Genomic DNA, 23,501 nt, shown 5'->3' with positions numbered 1-23,501 from the left:
GATGGTGCGTAACGGAATCATCGGTGCCGGCAGCATGCTGGTGGATCACGTGCAGCGCATCAGCCACTGGCCGGAACAGGGCTGGCTGACGGAGATTCAGCACAGCGAGAAGTGCAGCGGCGGCGCGGCGCTCAACGTGCTGTTTACCCTGGCGCGCATGCAGCTGAATTTGCCGCTGGCGGGCGTTGGCATGGTGGGCGAGGACAGCGACGGCGACTACATCCTGCAACTGCTGGACGATCATCACATCGACCGCCAGTTTGTGCAGCGCACCGCAGGCATCAACACGGCGATGACGCAGGTGATGACCACGCCGGACGGCCAGCGCACCTTCTTCCATGCTCGCGGTGCCAATGGCAAGCTCGATTTGGCGCATTTCGCCGACGTCTCCACTGCACATCGCATCTTCCATCTCGGGTATTTGCTGCTGCTGGATAGCCTTGATGTGCCGGATGAGGAATACGGCACGCGAAGCGCACGATTGCTGGCGCAGATGCAGCAGCGTGGCTACCTCACCTCACTCGATTTGGTGTCGCGCGTGGGCGAATATCGCCCGCTGGTGGTGCCTGCGCTGCGCTGGCTCGACTATCTGGTGATTAACGAACTGGAAGCGCAATCGCTCACCGGCGTAAGTTTGCGCACGCCGCACGGGCTTGCCGCACCCGCAGCCTTTGCCGAAGCAGCGACCTGGCTAATGCAGCAAGGCGTACGTCAGCGGGTGGTGATTCACGCACCGGAAGGCGCGTGGGGCCAGCAAGCGGACGGCGAAGGGCGCTGGCAACCGGCATGGTGCTTAGCGCCAGAAGAAATCGTCGGCAGCGTTGGTGCGGGCGATGCGTTTTGCGCCGGTGTACTTTATGCCAGCCACGAAGGCTGGTCGCTGACGGAAACGCTGAAGCTGGCGCACACCTGCGCCTGTTTTAATCTGCATGCCGCCAACGCGCTGGACGGCACGCGGCCATTAGCCGAGATGCAGCGCTGGATGGATCAGGCGATTTGTGTTTCACGCGCCGAAGAGGCCGGGCGCATCACGTCTGCGGAAAAAACATAGCCGAGACCGCGAATGGTGCGGATCAGGCTCGGTTGATGCGGATTGCTTTCGATCTTGCGTCGTAGCCGCATAATCAGTACATCAATAGTGCGATCAAACACTTCAAGGCTTTCGCTGTGCGTCAGTTCGAGCAGTTGATCGCGGGTTAATACTTTGCGCGCATGCGCCACCAGCGCGCGCAGCAGCGTATATTCACCTTGCGTTAGCGGCACGCTTTCGCGCTGCGGATTGAACAGCTGACAGCGCGCATCGTCCAGCCGCCAGCCGTTGAATTGCCAGCCTTCATCCGGCAACGCTTCCGGCTGCGCCAGTCGTCCGCAGCGACGCAGTGCAGCACGCGCTCGTGCCACCACCACGCGCGGGTTGAACGGCTTGGCGATGTAATCATCCGCGCCCATCTCCAGTCCCACCACCATGTCCGCTTCCGAACCCATGCCGGTCAACATGATCACCAGCAGGTCGGGGCGTTGACGCTGCATCTGTTGCAGCACCAGCAAGCCGTTGGTGTCTGGCAGCATCATATCCAGCATCACCAGCGAAATTTCCGGGTGCAGCGCCAGCAGGGCCAGCGCATCTTTACCCTGATGGCAGCAATAAACGGTAAACACATGTTCATTCAACACATCGTGCAGCAATTCGCACACTGCACGATCATCATCAACCACCAAAATCGCGGGCTTCATGGATGTGCCTCTTTTGTTACGAAAGGGTTAAAAGCAGTGTAACCCGATGTTTTTTACCTGCTGATTCCGGCAACAGAAACGTGAGCGCCATCGCCTGGCAGAGTGTGGAAGCGTGCAGTGCCGCACTCTTTTTGCCAAACAATCGCAACGAGGGAAAACGATTGCGCAGCGCTGGTGCAATGCACCATAATCGCGCCTCATTCTGGTTCGGAATTATCCTAAGCGAAGCATTATTCGGAAACGTAATCGATTGCGTAGGGTGATGGCATAGCTATTGCTATGTGGACAGGGGAAGGTTAAACGCCTTGCGTCCAATACAACAATAAGTCTGTAAACCACATTGGCAAGGAGCGCGCGCATTCGTGCCGACTCCGCTCATGAGAGATGATGATGTTAGAAAAACTCTTCAAACTAAAAGCGCACAACACAACGGTTCGCACAGAAATTATTGCGGGGATCACCACCTTCCTGGCAATGGCTTACATCCTGTTTGTTAACCCGAGCATTCTCGGTGCAACCGGCATGGACAAAGGTGCGGTCTTCGTGGCGACCTGTCTGGCAGCGGCGATTGGCTGTGTGTTAATGGGCCTGATCGCTAACTATCCGATTGCACTCGCACCGGGCATGGGCCTCAACGCCTTCTTTACCTATACCGTGGTTCTGCATATGGGTTACACGTGGCAAGTCGCGCTGGGCGCGGTGTTCTTGTCGGCGGTAATCTTCTTTGCCATGTCGCTTTTCAAGATTCGTGAGTGGATTATTAACAGCATTCCGCTGCCGCTGCGTGCCGGTATTGGTGCCGGTATCGGCCTGTTCCTGGCGATCATCGCGCTGGAAGGCGCGGGTATCGTGGTGGATAACCCAGCTACGCTGGTTGGCCTGGGCGACCTGACCAAACCGGGCCCGCTGCTGGCGCTGCTCGGCTTCTTCATCATTGTGGTGCTGGAAGCGCGTCGCGTTACCGGCGCGGTGCTGATCGGCATTTTAGTGGTGACTTTCATCTCCATGGGCATTGGCCTGACGCCATTTGGCGGCGTGTTCTCTGCTCCGCCTTCTATCGCGCCAACCTTTATGCAGCTGGATATTGCGGGAGCCTTTAACGTTGGCCTGGTCAGCGTGATCTTCGCCTTCCTGTTCGTGGACGTGTTCGATAACACTGGCACCTTGTTGGGTGTGACCAAGCGCGCTGGTCTGGCGGATGAGCAGGGCAACGTGCCGAAAATGGGCCGTGCGTTGATCGCAGATAGCGCCGCTGCGCTGTTTGGCTCGCTGCTCGGTACGTCAACCACCACCAGCTATGTGGAATCGGCTGCGGGCGTCAGCGCCGGTGGCCGTACCGGTTTGACGGCAATTGTGGTGGCGATTCTGTTCCTGCTGAGCCTGTTCTTCTCGCCGCTGGCGGGCAGCGTACCGGTTTATGCCACCGCGCCAGCGCTGCTGTTTGTTGCGGTGCTGATGGCATCTGGTTTGGCAGATATTGACTGGAAAGACATCACCACCGCCGCGCCGGTAACCGTGACTGCGCTGACCATGCCGCTGACCTACTCAATTGCCAACGGTATTGCGTTCGGATTCATCACCTGGACAGTGGTGAAACTGCTGAGCGGTCGCACCAAAGAGGTCAATCCGGCGCTGATCATTCTGTCGATTCTGTTTGTCATCAAACTGGGCTGGCTGAGCGCGTAAATCTTGCTTAACGGAAGCCCGCTCGGGCTTCCGTGTCTGCTGTTGCATCCCTTCGTTGATTTTCTGCGTGTCACCTCGCAATCCTTTTTGATGCTCACTTTCCTTCAATCTCAAAACGGCCCAGGCTGTGAGTGTTGTTTAAACCTGCCCGCAAAAAATGTGCTGCGAATGGCGGGATCGTGGAATGTTAACGCTGCGCAAATCTGTTTCACTAACGGTGTGGTGGAAAGATGAGCAACGCGATGGAAGAGGATTCGGTGATGGATTACCCCATTAGCAATACAACTCGTGTGTTCCCACCGCTTATTTTTGACGTTGGAAACAAAGGAGATCATCAAATGGAACAATTAACCAAACGGGTTGAACAGCTGGAAAAAACCACGCAGCAGATTCAGACAGATGTTGCGGTGCTAACGGCGCGTTCAGAACATTTTGCCACCAAAGCGGATATCGAAAAGGTTAGAGCCGAGCAGGGCGTAATGCGGGTAGAGATTATGGGCGAGCTGGGGGCGCTTGAACAACGTATCGATAAAAAGTTTGAGCGGATGGAGGATCAACTCAACCCGAAGTTCGACAAAATTGATCTAATATTTGAAAGAATTGAGCAAAGATTTGAAAGAGTTGACGAAAGATTTGAAAGAGTTGACGAAAGATTCGAAAGAGTTGACCAAAGATTTAATCAGCTGGAGGATAAAATAGCTGCTTTCAATAACAGCATAACCTGGAAAATCATGATACCGACCGGCCTTCTGGTGCTGGCGTGGTTTGTTCAGAATATCGTTTTGAAAATGTCATGACGCGCTTTACTGCACTGTTCCGGCCCTTTACGGGCCGGAACCCATTATGATTACCTAAATGGCGGCTCGTTAAAGGTTCTCAGCTTCCTGGAATGCAGCTTGTCGCCTTCAGCTCGCAGCAGTTCTACCGCGCAGATGCCAATTTGCAGGTGTTCGGAGATTGCGCCTTCATAAAAGCGGTTTGCCTGGCCCGGTAGCTTGATCTCGCCATGCAGCGGTTTATCGGATACGCACAGCAAGGTGCCGTAGGGCACACGGAAGCGGTAACCCTGTGCGGCGATGGTGGCGCTCTCCATATCAACCGCAACGGCGCGGCTCAGGTTGAAGCGCAGCGCTGAAGCGGAGTAGCGCAGCTCCCAGTTACGGTCATCGGTGGTGACCACGGTGCCGGTGCGCAGGCGCTGTTTAACTTCTTCACCGGGCATGCCGCTCACCGCTTTGGTGGCGTCATACAGTGCGCGCTGCACTTCGGCGATGCTGGGGATTGGGATATCTGGCGGCAGTACGCTATCCAGTACGTGGTCGTCGCGCAGGTAGGCATGCGCCAGTACATAGTCACCGATGGTCTGGCTTTCGCGCAGACCGCCGCAGTGGCCAATCATCAGCCAGGCGTGCGGGCGAATCACCGCCAGATGGTCACAGATGGTTTTGGCATTGGACGGGCCAACGCCGATGTTCACCAGCGTAATGCCGCGACGATTCGGTGATGTCAGGTGCCAGGCCGGCATTTGGTGCTTCTTCCACGCCAGATCGGACATCATCGCCGTCGGGTCTTGAGTATCTGCAGTGATCACCACTTCACCGGCGCAGGCCAGGCTGTCGTAAGGCGTGTTGGGATCCTGCACTTGCTCAATTGCCCAGCGCACGAACTCATCAACGTAACGAGTGTAGTTGGTGAACAGCACGAACGGCTGGAAGTGCTCTACGCCGGTGCCGGTGTAGTGGCGCAGGCGTGCCAGTGAGAAATCGGTGCGCAGCGCGTCAAAGTGCGACAGCGGGAAAATCGCATTGGCGTGGAACAAGCCGTCGGCGGTTTCATCACCGATTTGCGACAGTTCGGTGGTCGGGAAATGGCGTGCGATGCTGGCGCTCATTGAGCGGTCCAGTGACAAACCGTCAATCACATAAGGATAAGGAATTTCCTGCTGTGACGGCGCGACCTCAATCAGCACGTCGTACTCTTTCTCCAGCATCTGCAGCTGCTCGCTGAGATAGTGACGCAGCAGCGCCGGGCGCGTGATGGTGGTGCTGTAGCTGCCGGTATGGGTAAAACGTCCCCATGCGCGGGTACGATTTTTCTGCGGGCCTTCGCCCAGCCAGGTGATGCGCAGCTGCGGATAGACAAACAGCCCTTGCTGACGAGCGGCTTCATCCGGCAATTGCCCGCTGGCGGTGAAATCGCGGATGGCGTTGCGCAGCGCGTCAACGGCTGCATCGTACAGGCGTTCTAATTCGTCCAGCGCTTGCTGGCTGCTCAATCCGTTCCGTTGTGTATTCATGGGTTCTCCTTCAGGAAACGTGGACCGTTTTCACCAGAGCATAGCGGATAAACCCTGCGTGACGATGAAGAATCTGTGATCGACCGCATTCTGCACCATCACGGTGCTGGTGTGTGGCGTAACCACAGCTATGTTTATGATCAGCAGGGATGTTACATCGCGTGTCTCCTGTTCTGGAGCGATGCCCGAGTAATAAATCGTCTACCTTCGCGGTATTGGCGAGCTTATTGCTTAGTTTTCAACCGTGGCCTTAATGAATCGATGCCGTAACTCAAAGTAGGTCGCCATGAATGGCGACCCTACGGGTTTGTGGGCCGCATGCTGTTTTGCCAAAGTTTCAGAAATTGATTTCTCCCATGCCGTGGTATGGCTCCGTTCCTGACCCGTTGAGGATTGAAAGCATGTCTTTGAAATTCATAAAACACCCAATGAAGGTGGCGATTGCAGGTTGTTTAAGCGTGGCCTTTTACGCTCAGGCAGATATTAAAATTGGTGTGGCCGGTCCGTTCTCTGGGCCTAATGCGACGTACGGCGCGCAATACTGGAAAGGCGCGAGCCAGGCTGCAGAGGATATCAACGCGGCGGGCGGCATCAACGGCGAGAAAATCGTGCTGGTGCAGGGCGATGATGCTTGTGAACCGAAACAGGCGGTATCCGTCGCTAACCGTCTGGTTGATCAGGATAAGGTGATGGCGGTGGTCGGCCACTTCTGCTCCTCATCCACCATGCCCGCTTCGGAAGTCTATGATGAGGCCGGCGTATTGGCGATCACCCCCGGATCAACCAATCCGAAAATTACCGAACGCAGCATGAAAACCATGTTCCGCATGTGTGGTCGTGATGACCAGCAGGGCGCTATCGCTGCGGATTACATCATCGATAAGCTCAAAGCCAAGAACGTGGTCATTATTCATGACAAAGACACTTACGGCCAGGGGTTAGCGGATGCCACCAAAGCCTCGCTTGAGAAGCGTGGCGTGAAAGAAGTGCTGTATGAAGGGCTGTCGCGCGGCGAGAAAGATTTCAATGCGCTGGTAACCAAGATCGGCGCGCTGAAACCGGACGTGGTCTATTTCGGTGGCTGTCATCCGGAGGCCGGTCCGCTGGTGCGCCAGATGCGTGAGCAGGGCGTTAATGCCGCCTTCTTCTCTGGCGACTGCATCGTGACTGAAGAGATGGTGACGGCAGCAGGCGGCCCGCAATACACCAAAGGCGTCTACATGACCTTCGGCAATGACCCGCGCACCATTGCCGATGGCAAAGCGGTGATCGACAAATTCCGCGCCAGTGGATTTGAGCCAGAAGGTTACACCTTGTATGCCTACGCCTCCGTGCAAACGCTGGCCGCTGCTTACAAAGCGGCAGGCAAAGACAACGCCAAGGCCAGCGACTGGCTGAAAGCCAACAGCGTCGATACCGTGATGGGCAAAAAAGCCTGGGACAGTAAAGGCGATCTCAAAGTGTCGGATTACGTCGTGTACCAATGGGACGACAAAGGCAAGTATCACCAGCTGTAATGTGCCACGCGGCCCCGCGCAGTGCGGGGCCATTCGCGATTGAGCGCGAGGTGTGCGCTCCCATTGAGTACGAGACGACATTATGGACGCCTTCTTCTTACAGCAGCTGATCAACGGTTTAACGCTCGGTGCCGTGTATGGCCTGATTGCCATCGGTTACACCATGGTTTACGGCATCATCGGCATGATCAACTTCGCCCACGGCGAGGTGTATATGATCTCCGCCTATCTGTGTGCCATTGGCTTATCGCTACTCAGCTTTTTCGGCATTCACTCCTTCCCGCTACTGATTTTCGGCACCTTAATCTTCACCATCATTGTCACTTCGGCTTACGGCTGGGCGATTGAACGTATCGCCTATCGGCCGCTGCGCAACTCGACGCGCCTCGCACCGCTGATTTCGGCGATCGGCATGTCGCTGATTCTGCAGAACTATGTGCAGCTTAGTCAGGGACCGAATCAACAGGGTATTCCCACGCTGCTCACCGGCGTGTTGCGCATGGAGTTTGATGGTGGCGTGGTGCAAATCACCTGGACCAAAATCTTCATCCTGATCGCCGCATTTTGCGGTATGGCGCTGCTGACCTGGATTATCCAGTACACCAAACTCGGGCGTATTTGCCGCGCGGTGCAGCAGGATCGGCGTATGGCCTCGATTCTCGGTATCAATACCGATCGCGTTATCTCGCTGGTGTTCGTGATTGGTGCGGCGATGGCCGGATTGGCTGGCGTGCTGGTGACCATGAATTACGGCACCTTTGATTTTTACGCTGGATTTATCATTGGCATCAAAGCCTTTACTGCGGCAGTGCTCGGCGGCATTGGTTCGCTGCCGGGCGCGATGCTCGGAGGATTATTGCTGGGCGTCGCGGAAGCGCAGTTTGCTGGCATGGTGAATTCTGACTACAAAGATGTGTTCTCGTTTTCGCTGCTGGTGGTGATTTTGATCTTCCGCCCGCAAGGACTGCTGGGACGACCGCTGGTCGCTAAAGTGTGAGGAAGCCCCGATGAATGCAATGACGCAAAGTCCTGTGCGCCAGGCGCTGCTCGACACGCTGCTGGCGGGATTGGTGGCGCTGGTGGTATTTGGTCCGATTGTTGGCGTGGTGCTCGACGGTTACAGCTTCAAACTGTCGCCACAGCGCGTGGCGCTGCTGGTGGCGGTGGTGATGGCGGGGCGCTTGCTGTTCAGCGTGTTTCTGCACGCGCCTTTTGGTCAGCGCATTATGCGCAAGTTTGCCAGCAGCGATGACGGTGTTTACGTGCGTGAGCCCGGCTATCGTTCGCGTTTGCGCTGGATATTGCCGTTGCTGCTGATCGTGGCGCTGGCCTTTCCGTTCCTCTCCAGCAAATACCTGCTGACGGTGGCGATTCTCGGCCTGATATATGTGCTGCTCGGGCTGGGTTTGAACATTGTGGTTGGCCTCGCCGGATTACTCGATCTCGGCTACGTCGCCTTTTATGCAATCGGTGCGTACGGCCTGGCGCTGGGCTATCAATATCTCGGATTGGGTTTCTGGAGCATGCTGCCGCTGGCGGCGCTGCTGGCGGCGTTTGCCGGTGCGCTGCTTGGGTTCCCGGTACTGCGTATGCACGGTGATTATCTGGCAATTGTCACGCTCGGCTTTGGTGAAATCATTCGTCTGGTGCTGACCAATTGGGTGGCCTTTACTGGCGGTCCGAACGGGGTTTCTGTGCCGTCGCCGACTTTCTTTGGCCTTGAGTTTTCCCGCCGCGCGCGCGATGGCGGCGTGCCGTATCACGAGTTTTTGCATGTCACTTACAACCCAAATATGAAGTTTATCTTCATCTATGTGGTGCTGGTTCTGGTGGTATTGCTGGTGCTGTGGATCAAGCATCGCCTGACGCGCATGCCGATTGGTCGTGCCTGGGAAGCGCTGCGTGAAGATGAGATTGCCTGCCGCGCAATGGGGCTCAATCATGTGCTGGTTAAGCTTTCGGCCTTTATGTTGGGCGCGTCAACGGCGGGGATTGCTGGGGTGTTTTTCGCCAGCTATCAGGGCTTCGTCAATCCCACCTCGTTCACCTTTTTTGAGTCGGCGCTGATTCTCGCTATCGTGGTGCTCGGCGGCATGGGATCGACGCTTGGCGTGGTGCTGGCGGCATTTGTGCTGACGGTAGCGCCGGAGCTACTGCGCAGCTTTGCCGAATACCGCGTGCTGCTGTTCGGCATGTTAATGGTGCTGATGATGATTTGGCGGCCGCGCGGGCTGGTGCGCACCGCACGCGTCGGCGTGCCGCTGCGAAAAGGAGTGCGCCATGAGTGATGCCATTCTGCAAGTAAACAACCTGATGATGCGCTTTGGCGGCATCAAAGCGCTAAATGATGTCAGCCTGGCGGTGGAGCGCGGTTCGGTGACCTCGCTGATTGGCCCCAACGGCGCGGGTAAAACCACGGTGTTTAACTGTCTGACCGGCTTCTATCGCGCCACCGGCGGTCGCATTGTGCTCAACGCCAACCAGCGCAGCACCGATGTGATTCAGGTGCTGGGGCAGAAAATCCATGCGGGCGACTGGATCAATCCCACCCGGCTCGGCTCGCGGCTCTGGTACAAGATGTTTGGCGGCGCGCATCTGGTGAACCGCGCCGGGCTGGCGCGTACTTTCCAAAATATTCGGCTGTTCCGCGAGATGTCGGTGATTGAGAACCTGCTGGTGGCGCAGCATATGCAGGTCAATCGTCAGCTGCTGGCGGGCGTGCTGAACACGCGCGGCTACCGTGAAGCGGAGAATCGCGCGCTGGATCGCGCTTTCTACTGGCTGGAAAACGTCGATTTAGTCGCCAGCGCCAACCGCCTGGCCGGTACGCTCTCTTACGGTCAGCAACGGCGGCTGGAGATCGCGCGCGCCATGTGTACGCGCCCGGAGCTGATTTGTCTGGATGAACCGGCGGCCGGGCTGAATCCGGTGGAAACCGAGGCGTTGAGCGAAATTCTGCATCGTTTGCGCGCCGATCATCGCATCAGCGTGTTGCTGATTGAACACGATATGCCGATGGTGATGCGCATTTCCGATCACATCGTGGTGCTCGATCATGGCGATGTGATTGCTCAGGGCACGCCGCAGCAGATTCGTCACGATCCCAAAGTGATTGCCGCCTATCTCGGCGCGGAAGAGGAGAGCGATCATGGCTGAACCGATGCTGGCTTTTGAGCAGGTCGATGTATTTTACGGTCCTTTGCAGGCGCTAAAGCAGGTATCGCTGACGGTGAATCAGGGCGAAACCGTGGCGCTGATTGGCGCTAACGGTGCGGGAAAATCCACGCTGCTGATGTCAATCTTTGGTCAGCCGCGCATTGCCAGCGGCGAGATTCGTTTGCGCGGTGAAGCCATCAGCCAGCGCTCGACACACTTCATCGCTGCCAGCGGCATTGCGCAGGCACCGGAAGGGCGGCGCATCTTTCCGGATATGACGGTGGAAGAGAACCTGCTGATGGGTACCATCGCCATCGGTGAACGGTTTGTCAAAGAGGACAAAGAGCGTATGTATCAGCTGTTTCCTCGCCTGCTGGAGCGGCGCAAGCAGCGCGCCATGACGCTCTCCGGCGGCGAGCAGCAGATGCTGGCGATTGCTCGCGCGCTGATGAGTCGACCGAAGTTATTGCTGCTCGACGAACCCAGCCTTGGCCTCGCGCCGATCGTGGTGAAGCAGATCTTTGGCATCCTGCGCGAGTTGACCCAGCAAGGCATGACGCTGTTTCTGGTGGAGCAGAATGCCCGCCATGCATTGCAGCTGGCGGATCGCGGTTATGTGATGGTGAACGGCGAGATTCGCCTGAGCGGTAGCGGTGCCGAGCTACTCAACAATGATGAAGTGCGCAGCGCCTATTTGGGGGGCGCAGCCGATCCTGCGGTGGTGGCGACAAAAAGTTTGTAATAATGATTAAATGGTGATGGGAAACACTTTGCATAATTCTCAGTGGCCTATCATCATTATTACTCTTCTTCCTCTCCAAAGTGATTTGGTAATCCCTTGCAAAATCCTGGCGTAGCAGTGATGCGGGCGGTCAGAAACACGGCGTGGTATCCCAAACGCCGCTCTTACCGTACGTTGTTCTGGCGAGAAATCACCCCATTAGCCGTGCCCATCTTTATCGAAAACCTTTGCGTGATGCTGATGGGCGTCCTCAGTACCTTCCTGGTGAGCTGGCTGGGTAAAGAAGCGATGGCTGGCGTTGGTCTGGCCGACAGCTTCAACATGGTGATCATCTCCTTCTTTGCCGCCATCGATCTCGGCACCACGGTGGTGGTGGCGTTCAGCCTGGCAAAACGCAACGGCAAACGTGCGCGAGCCGCCACGCGACAGTCGCTGGGATTGATGACCGCGCTGGCGTTTGTGCTGGTGATCGCCATCGAGTTTTGGGGACATCTGATCATTGATGTGATTGCCGGTAGCGCCGATCCCAAAGTGAAAGAGCTGGCGCTGAGCTATCTGCAAACCTCTGCGTGGAGCTATCCTGCAGCGGCGATTGCGCTGATTGGCAGTGGCGCGCTGCGCGGCGCGGGTAATACCAAAATCCCGATGCTGATCAACGGCGGCATGAACATTCTCAACATCGTGATCAGTAGCGTGCTGATTTACGGCTGCATGGGTTGGGAAGGGCTGGGCTTTGTCGGTGCCGGATTGGGTTTAACCATCTCGCGTTATATCGGTGCGGCAGCGGCGATATACGTGCTGTATCGCGGTATTACGCCCGCACTGAAAATCTCCATCGCCAGCTATTTCCGGCGCTGGGACCGCAACATTCTGATGGAAGTGTTGGGCATTGGCGTGCCCGCCAGTATTGAATCGGTGCTGTTTAACGGCGGCAAATTGCTGACGCAGATTTTTGTCGCTGGCATGGGCACCAATGAGATCGCCGGTAACTTTATCGCCTTCTCAATTGCTTCGCTGATTAACCTGCCGGGTAACGCGTTGGGATCGGCATCGACCATTATTACCGGGCGCAGGCTGGGGCTGAATCAGGTGATGCAGGCGGAACGGCAAATCAAACACGTGTTCTGGCTGGCGATGATTGGATTGTGTTCGCTGGCGCTAATCACCGTGCCGCTCGCCGGCACGCTTGCGCAGTTTTACAGCCGCGATCCGGAAGTCATCTCAGTTACTAAGCATTTGATTTGGCTTAATGCCGCCTTTATGCCGATCTGGACTGCGTCTTGGGTGCTGCCCGCCAGCCTGAAAGGCGCGCGCGATGCACGTTACACCATGTATGTGTCGATGTTCAGCATGTGGGGCGCACGCGTGGTAGCCGGCTATTTCCTCGGGATTGTGCTGGGAATGGGCGTGATTGGCGTGTGGCTCGGCATGTTCCTCGACTGGACGGTGCGCGGCGTATTTTTCTGGTGGCGACTCAACAGCGGCAAATGGCTAAACAATTATCGCAAGATGATGGCGAAGAGTCGGGGATAACGCATTGGCCAGGTCGCCATAAATGGCGACGCTTTTATGCAATTTTTGGCAAAGAAGCGCACAACTAATCGTTTTGGTTATAGGGGCGCATGCGGTTTACTGTCAGCCTCAATCATTTGTGGAGCAGCTGACAATGAAAAACCTCTTGCAGCAGTGGTTTAACCAACTGATCAATGGCGAGACTGGACCCGCAGAAGAACGCGAATTCGATCTCAGCAACCATATCGACCTGTTGATTCCCATTAGCCAACTGTACGGCGTTGAGTTCCATCCTTCGGTGTATCGCTATTATGAGAGATAGGCGCCTGCACCATGTGATCCGCTACAGCTACTGGAATGAACTGTGCGCTGATGAATAAAGAACCCGCTCCAGGCCAGCGGGTTTTTTTATGTCTGTGATTAGGCGAGCAAGACGCGTTACAGTTCGGTTACGGCCAATAACGTCATTCTGCGTGCGACATAATCAAGTACGAGGTTACGCTGTTCTTCAGGCATATGGCTTTCAGCGTAGGTAGCAATGATCAGCGAGTGACTTTTCACCACATCGACCAACCATTTGCGGGCCAGCGCGGGTTGAATATCCATACCCTGAGCAAGCAGGATAAAGTCCGCACCGACATATTCCCCATAGCATGAATCAATTCCTGGCGCACTCCCGGCATCATTTTCTTCACATTCGAGCAGAGGCAGCGCTAAGTACTCGCCAAATGCAGCAGGATAGGGTACCACGCTGATAAAATCATACACCGGCGCAAGGTAAGCGGGTCCTGTTTCGGGATGTATGATCCCGATATTACGCAGATGAAAATCATTATTCCCGAGCACATAGGCATAGACGATGCGTAAAAAAAGGTCGCGCTTACTGTTTAAACTATTGCTGACTGCGCTATTCAAAAATTTGGCAGCTCTCTCATAACTGATGGCTTTTTTATTATCAATTTTGCCATATTTATCATCGAGTCCCATCGCGCCGTCCAATTGCTCCTGATGCAATCGGGTCAGATCTTCATCTAAGCGATCATATCTTTTGATCACAAAGGCCAACTCATCTGGTCGGCCTTTTTCAGGCTGAAAGGGGATTAAGCCAAAGGGAGGTACGTTAAATTTTAGACGTTGCATGACGCACATTGTGGCATGCTCATTTTCCGCCAGATGTGGATACTCTTCAGGCGAAGGTTTAAGAATATAAGTGCCATTATTACTAACAACCTGCAGTTCCCCCTTTTCAAGACGCAGTGACAGCTTGGGTTGATAGCCGGAAATACTCATGCCTTTCTGACGTTCAGGCAGTTCCTGAATAAACTGACGACGCGTGAAGGGCAATCTAAGGGCAACTTTTACACTACCAAACAGATGCTTAATGCCTTTAAGGGAATAGTTCGTTTCAAGCTCGGATTCTTTGAGTTGAGCTAAATTTATCAGGCAGCATGCTGAATTCATGATGTTATCTCCTTGAGTACTACTGCACCAAGCAAGTCGTTACCGTTCTGCATGAGTAATCCAAATAGATCTTTATCATCAATTTTTTGAATTTCTGAATATCGTTTGCGTAACCAACCTTCTGGTGCCAACCCTTTGAAGAAAGGATGGAGCTCTTCATTAAAATAAGGTTCTCGCCTTACCGGCATACTTAATGAAATCGCGCGACCGCTATAATCGTCCCGGTAACAGAAAGTGAAACCGACGTCTTCCTCTGTCAAGGTACCGACAGACTTGTCATAGAGCCACACCTCTATTTTTCGAGCCATACTTTTATTCCGAGTTCCTTAAGCAAGGCATGAAGATTCATTGCCTTTGCGGCAGCAGGATTGGCGATCATTCTTTTGAAGGTTGAGATAGACACGCCAATTTGCATCGCCATCTCTTCATAGGTGATATTTTGCCGCTTCAACTCATTGATCAGTATGGGTGGCAGTAATAAAAGCTCAAGGGCAGTCAAAGTAGGCTTATCGGATGCTGCGAATTCAGTGGAACGTTGAACATCAAATGTCCACTCATCGAGCAATTTCTTCTTGTCTGCATGAGAGAGGCTTTTAAGCAGAGACCTAATTTCGTCAAGGTTCATTTATGACACTTTCCCCATTTTTTTAAGCAGCATGCATCTACATTTCCTGAATATAATACTAAAAAGTTCATTTTTGAACCTTTAGCGCGTTTTCATGCAATTTCGACTAAAAAAATGGAATCAAGAAGTGTAAAGTATCATTTTTGATACTTTTGCATTGATTGGTAATTCTTTTACCCTCAGACAAGCAAAATTATGCCAAAAAGGTTCAAAAATGAACGGTAGGGAAGGATATAAGAAAAGCAAAAAGCCCGCTTAGTTTCCTAAGCGGGCTTCTCTAAATATGGCTCCTCTGACTGGACTCGAACCAGTGACATACGGATTAACAGTCCGCCGTTCTACCGACTGAACTACAGAGGAATCGTGTGAACGAGGCGAATATTAATGGCGCCCCTTGCAGGTGTCAACAGCTTAAAACACATTTGTATTCAACTGGCTAGCATTAGTACAAAGCGATCGCGATTTAAGCAGGTTCTGCTGTTAGCATCGCCAATCGCGCCAGTGGATCCTGACGATAGAACTGCTGCAGATGGCGATACATCACCGGGAAGCGGTTTGCCAGTAAATCCGGTGCGCTGAAGAAATACTCTGACAGCACCGCGAAACACTCTGCTGCATCGCTGGCGGCGTAGGGATCGATGGTTGCCGCCTGTTCACCGACTAATTCAACTTCAGCTTCAATTTCTGCCATCGCCTGCTGCAAATCTTTCTCCCAGCTGGCGACATCACGTAGCGCCATCACCGGAATGCCGCTGGTGTAACCGCTGCCGCGCGCATCGAGTTTATGCGCCACTTCGTGGATCACCAGGTTAAAGCCGGAAAGATCGAGTGAATCCTGAATATCCAACGCGTTTAACACTACCGGACCTTGCGTCCAGCTTTGTCCGGCGTGCACTGCCGGCGCGTGGTGCACCAGACCGTTATCATCTTCCCAGCGATCGTCGACGTTGAACGGCTCGGGATAGATCAGCACTTCATGGAAGCCATCGAGCCATTCGAGTCCAAGCTTCAACACCGGCAAACAAAACAGCAGCGCCAGACGTGTCAGCAACAGTTCGTCGAGCTGCAGGCCTTGCAGCGGCGAGATTTTTTTCTGCTGCAGGAAGCGTTGTGCCAGCGTAACCAGTGCGGTTTTTTCATCAGGATCGAGCAGTGAAAAGATTGGCTGCGCCAGCGCCTGTTGCCAGGGAAGCGCCAGTACTGAAGTCTCTATTTGCGCATGCCACGGCCATTTGAACATTGCGTCACTCACTCTTCAGACGAAAACAGTATCCTGGCGCGGCAAAGGAGGAATTACCAGCGCGTAATCAAAGCCGGCTATTCAACCAGTTAGCCGAGGATTTGTCTGTGATTGGCGTGGCAAAGCGGGAAAGTCATGGTGAGGAAATAAAAAAGGTCGTCATGAATGACGACCCTACGTTTGCATGCTTCGCAGCGTTTATCTTTAGCGTTCAACCCGCTGAAACGCGATCACCCAAACCCACGGGTTCACTTCCCAGCTGGTGGCGCCGTACTGTTTCTGCCACGCTTTGCGGTACGCTTCTTTCGGCGATTCAGAATTCATATTCATGGTGAAGAAGTTATTCAGGAAGTGAGAATCGGTCTGCACGCCTTCCGCCATAATGTCATCTTCACTAATGTCCTGAATCTTCTCGGCACGTACCGAGGTAATTTGCAGATCGATGCGGCTGGCCCAGCGCGGCATATGAATGGCGGTCTGCCAGCCAAACTGCTCGGCATTCTGCAAATTCTCATCCAGCTGTCCCAACTCATTGCTGTCAGCGCGATATTGGCAATACGCCGCATTGCGGAACGGCAGGGGATCGCGTTCGTAATCCGCCAGTAAGTTTTCCGGCACAATCGGGCCGCGCCAGGTTTCACGCACCCACAAACCATCGCCCGCCTGACCAAATGGGCAGTGCGAACTGACATCGGTCATCGACATCAATTTATAGCCGTGCAGATGATTGGCGCTGACGTCAAACGCGTGTACGCCTTCATGGTGATCCTGACCCGGACCGAAAGCTTGAGTTTTCATAATGCGCCGGGTCTGCGTTTGCTGGCCAACCAGCAGGGCGCGCACCCGCTGTTCGGAAAAAAGAATCGGCCGTTCTTTCATTGCATACCTCTTATTGTGTCACAAACCCGGAAACTGCGAAGAATCCCCCAACATCCGTAGATGTGAGAGCTAGCATAATGGGTTTGAATCAGTTTGCTTAATAATTTGTCGCCTTAGTATCAGGCTAATCTGGCAATTTTAGATTTTAAAAATGGTTCATAAGCAAAATGTGTGCTGAAAAGGACTTCGCAAGGGATCCGAAGCCAGAATTTTTCCAGATACAGTACGTTATAAAGCCCAGAATGGGAACCTTTTCAGATAATGCCGTGTTGATCTGCCCTTAAGAAGCCGCATATATCAGCGCATATAACTGGAATTTAGCGCTAAAGCGAAATTTGTTGATGACGCGAATATATTAAGCCTGTTGAACAGAGTTATTTAACTAAAACGCGCTAAGGAAATGCCGAAATCGTAATGGCTGCTGTGCAAGTGACGTTAACAGCGCTATAACAAGATCGGGATCTCATTTTTACGCTTTGCACATCCTGGAAGGATGTAAAAAAAGTGTCATGACCAGGCCGCTATGATGTCCGCAGGAACTTAGATAACAGCAATAACAGGAGAAGCACGATGTCACTTACTCACTGGCAACAACGCTACGAGAACTGGCTGCAGCTCAATTGGCTGCATGACGACAAAGCCCACGATATCGCGCACCTGCGCCGCGTCTGGATGAGTGCAAAGCGCATCATGCAGCACAGCGACGCCGATCCTATGATCGTTATGACCGCCTGCTACTTTCACGATGTGGTTAACCTGCCGAAAAACCATCCTGAACGTCATTTAGCCTCAACCTATGCTGCGGAAGAGACGCGCCGCATTCTGCAGCAGGATTTCCCGGACTTCCCGTTCGAACTGCTGGATGCCGTCGCTCACGCGGTGCAGGCTCACAGCTTTAGCGCGCGTATCGCGCCACAAACGCTGGAAGCGAAAATTGTGCAGGACGCCGATCGTCTCGAATCATTAGGTGCTATCGGCCTGGCGCGGGTTTTCTACACGGCAGGCGCGTTAGGTCGTCCGCTGTTCGACAGCGAAGATCCGTTAGGAAAAGAGCGTGAACTGGATGACGTGAAGTGGACGTTGGATCACTTCCAGAAAAAACTGCTGGGTTTACCGCAAACCATGCAAACCGAAGCCGGGCGCCTGTTAGCGGAACATAACGCGGATTTTCTCGTGCACTATATGGGCAAACTGTGCGCTGAGTTGCAGGGCAATCTGACGTCGGTTGATGAATCGGTGTTAAGGGATTTCAGCCCTATACACTCGTAATATTAAATTTTTATGACAGTCTGTTAACTTTCATCTGCTTCCGCTACGTTGTTGTAAATCAAAAGGGAGTATGAAAATGACCGAGACCGTTAACTTAACCATTAAAATTGACCCGGCACTGAAAGAGCACATCAAACAGTTAGCCGCTGATAACCAAATCTCCATGAGTCAGGAGATCGTTAATCGCTTGCAGGCCAGTTTAGATGCGGGTGCGCAACCGGCCATTGATAGTCTGGATACCCAGGAAGCCGTGGAAGATCAGCTCTCCGCCGCAGAATTGAAGCAGATTCGTGCGCTGCTGAAGAAAAGTAAGAAGAAGAAATAAGCGAAAAAACCCGTCATTGACGGGTTTTTTTATGCCTGCAGATTAAATACGGAACTGCTGCGCGCGCTGCGCCAGGCGGTCCGATAACTCGCGCAATTGCACCGCCGATTGCACCTGATGGGCGTTCAGCACTTCGTTTTGCTGTAGCTGTCCGCTCATCTCCACCACTTCCAGCGCAATCTTTTTCACCCGATGGCTTTGCGCAGCACTGTTTTGCTGCAGCTCGTTCAGCTGCGTTACCACGCCAGACACCGCAGCGCTGATCTGCGCGAACAACACTTCCAGCGCTTTCACCTTATCGAAGCCATCATGCACATGTTGCTGTGTATGCTGAATCAAGCCATCAATCTGGCGCGTGGAAGTACCGCTTTGCTGCGAGAGCAAGCCCATCTCTTTGGCGACCACCGAGAAGCTCCGCCCATAAGCGCCCGCATGTGCCGACTCAATTGCGGCGTTCAGCGATAACAACCGCGTCTGCATCGACAAGTCATCCAGCATGCCCACAATCCCGGCGATATCATCCGATGCGGTGACAATTTGCTGCATCTGGGTTTCCATCTTATCGACCTCTACCGCGCAGTTACGCATCAACGCATCGGCTGATTGTGCTTCCTGCGTTGCCTGCTGCGAGAACTGTGCACCGATCTCCACCTCTTCCGAAACGCGATCCAGGCGCTGCGACAAGTGATGGAAGCTGGCATTTTGCTTCTGATGTTGCTGCATCACTTTTTCGTTGTGCTGCTGCATATCCTCGGCACCGGCGGCGACGCTGACTGCCACCGTGTTGATGTCGCGCACAATCTGTTGCAAGCCGAGCCGCATGGTATCAATCGACTGGAACAGCTGGCGCGTTTCCAGGGACTGGCGACGCGGATGGTTTTGCGCATCGACCAGATCACCGGTGGCGATCTGTTCCAGCTGCGCGTTAGCGCGACGCAGCGGCAACAGCACGCCGCGCATCAGCAGGCTGGAGGCCAGCACTAACAGCGCCATCAGCACCGCGCTGACAATCAGCGACATATTGCGGCTCAGCTTCAAGGTGCTAAGCGTGTTCTGATTCACGCTGCTGAGCTGATGATTAGCCTGCTCGATTTCACTGAACCAGGCATCATTAAACTGTTGCTGAAACGCCTGCATCGGCACCATAAAAAAGGCGTTAATGTCATTGGCCGCCAATCCTTTCAGCTGCTCCTGCAATCCTTCCGCCAGCATGGCGAAACCTTGCGCCAGCGGGCTATCTGCATTGGCGTGGTAGGCGGCGAACTGTTGCTGTGCATTTTTTAAAGAGTCATCGGCCGCTGCAGCCAGACTTTTCCAGCTATCGACTGAGCCACTTTGCTGATCCTGCATCAGATAGATGCCGGCGCGATGGCTGTTATCGCTGGCGGTGAGCAGTTCGATACGTGCTTTATCCAGCAGGGCCAGACGTTCACGCAGTTGATTCGCCTGCTGCAGCGAAGTTTGCGTCTGATTGACGTGGGTATTCAGCAGCAGCACACCGGCAAACTGCAGCGCGCAGAACAGCACGATAAACAGCAAAAACTGGCTACGCAAACTGGTGAGCCACAACGGAATTTTCAGGGATAACCGCGCGCGCAGCCGCAGCGGCAGAGAGATAACGGACAGGAGTGACATCACACGCCTCCAAAAAATAAAACAGGAGTATTGGCAGCACGCGTGACAGTTTGGTGACAGCGGGCGCGATTAGGCGGAAAACAGCATAAAGCGCGGCCCTAAATAAAATTGTGGTCCTGAATAGCTACGCCTTTTGCGCGGCGTACTGTTCAATCAACGGTAATAACAATTGCGCCACCGCAGCAAATACCGGCACCACCACCGAGTTGCCGAACTGCTTGTAGGCTTGCGTATCGGACACCGGAATGCGCAGTTTGGCTTCTCCCGGCGCTTCAAAACCCATCAGGCGGGCACATTCGCGCGGAGTTAAACGACGCGGACGGCGCGCCATATTCTCAGCCTGCTGGAAATCAGTTTCGCCTAACGCGTGATCCCAGCCGCGATCGATGAGGATTTCCGAACCATCTTTGTAATAGCGCGCCGATAAGGTACGCACACAAATGTTCAGATTACGCGGATCGTTTAGGCCAAAGCCGAAGCCGTTGCCTTTGGCTTTATGCTTTTTCGCGTATTGATAGAGATAATTCCACAACGTTGGCGACAGCGTGTATTTCGCTTCCGGCTGGGTTTCCAGCAGGCTGTGAAGTGACGGCACATTTTGCGGATAGAGCGCGGGCAGGGCGCGCAACGAGAAACCTTTGCTGAGCCCGCTGTCGCGACGAATGCCCACCAGCACAATGCGCTCGCGATGCTGCGGCAGAAAATGGCGCGCATCGATAACCTTGGCATCCGGCAAACCGCTGTCGTTGGCATCCGCCACGTCATAACCGAGTTCATCCAGCGTGGCCATGATGATGGCGAAGGTGCGGCCTTTGTCGTGGCTCTTGAGGTTTTTCACGTTCTCCAGCACGAAGAACGGCGGCTTTTTCGCGGCGAGAATGCGCGCCACATCGAAGAACAGCGTACCTTGCGCTTCACACTCAAAACCATGTGCGCGACCCAGCGCATTCTTCTTGCTCACGCCCGCCAGCGAGAAGGGCTGGCAAGGAAAACCGGCCAGCAGCACCTGATGATCGGGAATGGTGCGATCGATATGCTGATAAATTTCCTGCTCATCGCTAATGCCTGCCGGCTGCGTCACCAGACGAATATCACTGTTGAAGTAGTGCAACTGCGGATCGCTATACAGGTTAGCTTTGTAGGTGCGCACCGCTTCTTTATTCCATTCGCTGGTGAACACGCACTGTCCGCCAATTTGCTCAAAGCCACGGCGAATGCCGCCGATACCGGCAAACAGATCAACAAACTGGAATTTGGCGTCGTCATAATGCGCCGGACGCTGCGGCAGCAAGGCCTGCAGGCTGGCGACTTCGCGGCTGGAGAGCGCCGGCGCGGCACTTTTACCGGCGCGAATACGATTCAAACGCGGCACGCTCCAGTCGCGGCCACCGGCTTCGGTTAAGGTAATAACCACATCGCGTGCGGCATAGATATCGAGCACCTGCAGTAACAGCGACGTCGCGTCATCCTGATTGGCGGTAAACGGGGAGGGCGAGACGGGGTCGATAGCGAGCATGCGTTTTTCCTTAACAGTGAAGCGGCTATGCTAACACTCATCACGCAACGAGGAAATTGGCGTGCGGTGTGCTTTCGCTTTTGGCCTAAGCCGCTAAAGTTGAAGAAGCGCTAATACAAGGAGACGCTATGGCAGACGTTCACTCGCAAGCCATTCGCAGCAAAAACATGCGCGCCATTCGCAATCAGGATACCGCGATTGAACAGCGTATTGCGTTGATTCTTAAAGATCGCGGCTTCACCTATCGCGTGCAGGATAAAGCGCTACCGGGCCGCCCGGATTTTGTCCTGCCCGCCGAGAAAGCGATTATTTTTGTTCACGGCTGCTTCTGGCATCGTCATCACTGCTACTTATTTAAGATGCCCGCCACGCGTACCGAATTCTGGAGTGGCAAAATTAACAGTAACGTTGAGCGCGACCGGCGTTACGTCGAACAACTACGCGAAGGAGGCTGGAAAGTACTGATTGTTTGGGAGTGCGCGCTGCGCGGCAAACTGCAGCTGGAGGACAGCGCGCTGATTGAACGTTTAGAAGAGTGGCTGCTGGCGGCAACCGACAGCAGCGAAATCGACCATCAGGGCTTGCATCACTATCGCGTTGAATAGTGCGAGATTGTTGCTTTTAGCCGCCATAACAGTTTAGATCTCCCTTTTCTCTGGGACGCGGAATGAGCCATGAGCAGCATCAAACTTACCGTTAAGCGCCTGTATCAACTCCGCGATGAGCGGATGGTGACAACCCAAGCCACGGCGCGCATTTATCTTGGCGATCGGCTGGTCGCCACCGAAGAGATCAGCGGCATGACGGAAAGTCCGGTGAGCAAGTATTTGCACGCCGGGGATCTGACGGGGCCATTACGCGTTGAATGGGACTGTGCGGGCATCGCCGATATGTCAGTGACGGCGATTGAGCGTTGCCCCTGTTGTCAGGATCACGAACCGGAATAATAAGGAATACCACTTTGGCAGGAACCAGTTTACTTACACTTCTGGATGATATTGCAACACTGCTCGACGATATCTCGGTAATGGGCAAAGTTGCGGCAAAGAAGACCGCAGGCGTATTGGGTGACGATCTGTCGCTGAATGCGCAGCAGGTTAGCGGTGTCAAAGCCAACCGTGAATTGCCGGTTGTATGGAGCGTGGCAAAAGGCTCCTTTCTCAATAAATTAATTCTGGTGCCGCTGGCGTTATTGATCTCGGCTTTTGCGCCCTGGTTGATCACGCCGTTACTGATGATTGGTGGCGCATACCTCTGCTACGAGGGCGTGGAGAAAGTGCTGCATAGCCTGAATCACGATAAGGCTGAGCAGAGTCCGGAAGCGCGTCAACAGCGTCTCGATAAACTGGCGCAGCAGGATCCGCGTGCGTTCGAAAAAGATAAAGTCAAAGGCGCGGTGCGCACCGACTTTATCCTCTCGGCAGAAATTGTCGCCATCACGCTGGGCATCGTTTCAGAGGCGCCGCTGCTGAATCAGGTGTTGATTCTGGCGGGCGTCGCAATTCTGGTGACCATCGGCGTGTACGGCATTGTGGCGATGATTGTCAAAATCGATGATTTGGGATTCTGGCTTAAAGAGAAATCTTCTACCGTCGCGCAGGCGATTGGCGGCGTATTGCTTGCCTTTGCGCCCTGGTTAATGAAAGCCTTAACGCTGGTCGGTACCCTCGCGATGTTTTTGGTTGGTGGCGGCATTGTGGTGCACGGCATTACGCCGTTACATCACGCCATCAGCGAATACAGCGCCGGATTCAACGGTTTGGTCTCGGCACTGCTGAGCAACGGCGCCAATCTGGTGATCGGCTTTATCATTGGGTCGATCGTGCTGTTAGGCGTAAATCTGATTGCTAAGCTGCGCGGCTAGCAGTTATAAAGCGCTGTAAATTTCTAATCACGGTCAGGAGAACG

At 54.2% G+C, this 23,501-nt stretch carries 24 protein-coding genes and 1 tRNA gene; 15 read left to right on the top strand and 10 right to left on the bottom strand.

Annotated elements, in window-relative coordinates; all coding sequences use genetic code 11:
• The first annotated feature begins 1 nt into the window (after window position 1).
• Complete coding sequence (locus FHW71_RS02755; RefSeq protein ID WP_061717631.1) at window positions 2-1,051, top strand: carbohydrate kinase family protein; 1,050 nt, start codon at window positions 2-4, stop codon at window positions 1,049-1,051.
• Here FHW71_RS02755 and FHW71_RS02750 read toward each other — a convergent pair.
• Window positions 988-1,734 (bottom strand): response regulator transcription factor, encoded by a 747-nt coding sequence (locus tag FHW71_RS02750; protein WP_061717630.1) that lies wholly within the window; start codon window positions 1,732-1,734, stop codon window positions 988-990. The two genes, FHW71_RS02755 and FHW71_RS02750, sit on opposite strands and share 64 nt — an antisense overlap.
• A gap of 387 nt (window positions 1,735-2,121) precedes the next feature.
• Between FHW71_RS02750 and FHW71_RS02745 the strand changes: the two genes are divergently transcribed.
• A complete protein-coding gene (locus FHW71_RS02745) occupies window positions 2,122-3,420 on the top strand; it encodes an NCS2 family permease (RefSeq protein ID WP_008105472.1) in 1,299 nt (432 codons plus the stop codon).
• A gap of 230 nt (window positions 3,421-3,650) precedes the next feature.
• The gene (locus FHW71_RS02740; RefSeq protein WP_286176086.1) at window positions 3,651-4,217 is read left to right on the top strand and encodes a hypothetical protein; all 567 of its coding nucleotides are present in this window, start codon (window positions 3,651-3,653) and stop codon (window positions 4,215-4,217) included.
• 50 nt (window positions 4,218-4,267) lie between these two features.
• Here the strand turns inward: FHW71_RS02740 and FHW71_RS02735 are convergent, their stop codons facing one another.
• A complete protein-coding gene (locus tag FHW71_RS02735) occupies window positions 4,268-5,716 on the bottom strand; it encodes an AMP nucleosidase (RefSeq protein WP_179450274.1) in 1,449 nt (482 codons plus the stop codon).
• Between the two features lie 401 nt (window positions 5,717-6,117).
• On the opposite strand from FHW71_RS02735, the gene FHW71_RS02730 reads away from it, so the two are divergent.
• The 7 genes from FHW71_RS02730 to FHW71_RS02700 all read left to right on the top strand — a co-directional run bounded on the left by FHW71_RS02730 (window position 6,118) and on the right by FHW71_RS02700 (window position 12,965).
• Entirely contained in the window at window positions 6,118-7,233 is a 1,116-nt protein-coding gene (locus tag FHW71_RS02730; protein ID WP_179450275.1) for a branched-chain amino acid ABC transporter substrate-binding protein, read from the top strand.
• An 82-nt stretch (window positions 7,234-7,315) separates the two neighbouring features.
• Window positions 7,316-8,230, top strand: coding sequence for a branched-chain amino acid ABC transporter permease (locus tag FHW71_RS02725; RefSeq protein WP_008105462.1), 915 nt, complete (start codon window positions 7,316-7,318; stop codon window positions 8,228-8,230).
• Between the two features lie 10 nt (window positions 8,231-8,240).
• Window positions 8,241-9,521: a high-affinity branched-chain amino acid ABC transporter permease LivM gene (gene livM / locus FHW71_RS02720; protein ID WP_179450276.1), complete on the top strand. Its 1,281-nt coding sequence runs from the start codon at window positions 8,241-8,243 to the stop codon at window positions 9,519-9,521.
• Window positions 9,514-10,389, top strand: coding sequence for an ATP-binding cassette domain-containing protein (locus FHW71_RS02715; protein ID WP_008105458.1), 876 nt, complete (start codon window positions 9,514-9,516; stop codon window positions 10,387-10,389). The genes livM and FHW71_RS02715 overlap by 8 nt, the downstream gene beginning before the upstream one ends.
• Window positions 10,382-11,131, top strand: a complete 750-nt coding sequence (locus tag FHW71_RS02710) for an ABC transporter ATP-binding protein (protein ID WP_061717625.1) — start codon at window positions 10,382-10,384, stop codon at window positions 11,129-11,131. The genes FHW71_RS02715 and FHW71_RS02710 overlap by 8 nt, the downstream gene beginning before the upstream one ends.
• A gap of 120 nt (window positions 11,132-11,251) precedes the next feature.
• A complete protein-coding gene (locus FHW71_RS02705) occupies window positions 11,252-12,664 on the top strand; it encodes an EmmdR/YeeO family multidrug/toxin efflux MATE transporter (RefSeq protein WP_008105454.1) in 1,413 nt (470 codons plus the stop codon).
• Between the two features lie 133 nt (window positions 12,665-12,797).
• Window positions 12,798-12,965 carry a hypothetical protein gene (locus FHW71_RS02700; RefSeq protein ID WP_179450277.1) on the top strand — a complete coding sequence of 56 codons (168 nt, stop codon included), beginning with the start codon at window positions 12,798-12,800 and terminating at the stop codon, window positions 12,963-12,965.
• 116 nt (window positions 12,966-13,081) lie between these two features.
• On the opposite strand, the gene FHW71_RS02695 is transcribed toward FHW71_RS02700, so the two are convergent.
• The 6 genes from FHW71_RS02695 to FHW71_RS02670 all read right to left on the bottom strand — a co-directional run bounded on the left by FHW71_RS02695 (window position 13,082) and on the right by FHW71_RS02670 (window position 16,848).
• Window positions 13,082-14,104, bottom strand: coding sequence for a HipA domain-containing protein (locus FHW71_RS02695; RefSeq protein ID WP_179450279.1), 1,023 nt, complete (start codon window positions 14,102-14,104; stop codon window positions 13,082-13,084).
• Entirely contained in the window at window positions 14,101-14,412 is a 312-nt protein-coding gene (locus FHW71_RS02690) for a HipA N-terminal domain-containing protein (protein ID WP_179450281.1), read from the bottom strand. The genes FHW71_RS02695 and FHW71_RS02690 overlap by 4 nt, the downstream gene beginning before the upstream one ends.
• Window positions 14,397-14,729, bottom strand: coding sequence for an XRE family transcriptional regulator (locus tag FHW71_RS02685; RefSeq protein ID WP_179450283.1), 333 nt, complete (start codon window positions 14,727-14,729; stop codon window positions 14,397-14,399). The genes FHW71_RS02690 and FHW71_RS02685 overlap by 16 nt, the downstream gene beginning before the upstream one ends.
• A gap of 284 nt (window positions 14,730-15,013) precedes the next feature.
• Window positions 15,014-15,089 (bottom strand) — tRNA-Asn (locus FHW71_RS02680).
• 103 nt (window positions 15,090-15,192) lie between these two features.
• The gene (mtfA, locus tag FHW71_RS02675) at window positions 15,193-15,969 is read right to left on the bottom strand and encodes a DgsA anti-repressor MtfA (protein ID WP_008105449.1); all 777 of its coding nucleotides are present in this window, start codon (window positions 15,967-15,969) and stop codon (window positions 15,193-15,195) included.
• A 204-nt stretch (window positions 15,970-16,173) separates the two neighbouring features.
• Complete coding sequence (locus FHW71_RS02670) at window positions 16,174-16,848, bottom strand: hypothetical protein (RefSeq protein WP_008105447.1); 675 nt, start codon at window positions 16,846-16,848, stop codon at window positions 16,174-16,176.
• Between the two features lie 570 nt (window positions 16,849-17,418).
• Here FHW71_RS02670 and FHW71_RS02665 point away from each other — a divergent pair.
• Complete coding sequence (locus FHW71_RS02665; RefSeq protein WP_008105444.1) at window positions 17,419-18,117, top strand: phosphohydrolase; 699 nt, start codon at window positions 17,419-17,421, stop codon at window positions 18,115-18,117.
• A gap of 76 nt (window positions 18,118-18,193) precedes the next feature.
• On the top strand, window positions 18,194-18,442 hold the full coding sequence (locus FHW71_RS02660) for a hypothetical protein (protein WP_008105442.1): 249 nt from the start codon (window positions 18,194-18,196) through the stop codon (window positions 18,440-18,442).
• A gap of 42 nt (window positions 18,443-18,484) precedes the next feature.
• Here the strand turns inward: FHW71_RS02660 and FHW71_RS02655 are convergent, their stop codons facing one another.
• Window positions 18,485-20,077 (bottom strand): methyl-accepting chemotaxis protein, encoded by a 1,593-nt coding sequence (locus FHW71_RS02655; protein WP_179450285.1) that lies wholly within the window; start codon window positions 20,075-20,077, stop codon window positions 18,485-18,487.
• A 124-nt stretch (window positions 20,078-20,201) separates the two neighbouring features.
• Window positions 20,202-21,593 carry a DNA (cytosine-5-)-methyltransferase gene (gene dcm / locus FHW71_RS02650; protein ID WP_179450287.1) on the bottom strand — a complete coding sequence of 464 codons (1,392 nt, stop codon included), beginning with the start codon at window positions 21,591-21,593 and terminating at the stop codon, window positions 20,202-20,204.
• 128 nt (window positions 21,594-21,721) lie between these two features.
• On the opposite strand from dcm, the gene vsr reads away from it, so the two are divergent.
• The 3 genes from vsr (at window position 21,722) to FHW71_RS02635 (ending at window position 23,457) form a co-directional block, all read left to right on the top strand.
• Window positions 21,722-22,198, top strand: a complete 477-nt coding sequence (gene vsr, locus FHW71_RS02645) for a DNA mismatch endonuclease Vsr (RefSeq protein ID WP_008105435.1) — start codon at window positions 21,722-21,724, stop codon at window positions 22,196-22,198.
• 69 nt (window positions 22,199-22,267) lie between these two features.
• Window positions 22,268-22,540, top strand: coding sequence for a hypothetical protein (locus FHW71_RS02640; RefSeq protein ID WP_008105433.1), 273 nt, complete (start codon window positions 22,268-22,270; stop codon window positions 22,538-22,540).
• A 14-nt stretch (window positions 22,541-22,554) separates the two neighbouring features.
• On the top strand, window positions 22,555-23,457 hold the full coding sequence (locus FHW71_RS02635) for a DUF808 domain-containing protein (RefSeq protein ID WP_008105432.1): 903 nt from the start codon (window positions 22,555-22,557) through the stop codon (window positions 23,455-23,457).
• Window positions 23,458-23,501: the final 44 nt, after the last annotated feature.

Source organism: Enterobacter sp. Sphag1F, from assembly GCF_014193275.1.
GTDB classification, from domain to species: Bacteria; Pseudomonadota; Gammaproteobacteria; order Enterobacterales; family Enterobacteriaceae; genus Pantoea; species Pantoea symbiotica.
Note: the sequence above shows the minus strand (reverse complement) of the source record. Positions and strands in the feature narration are given on the sequence as shown.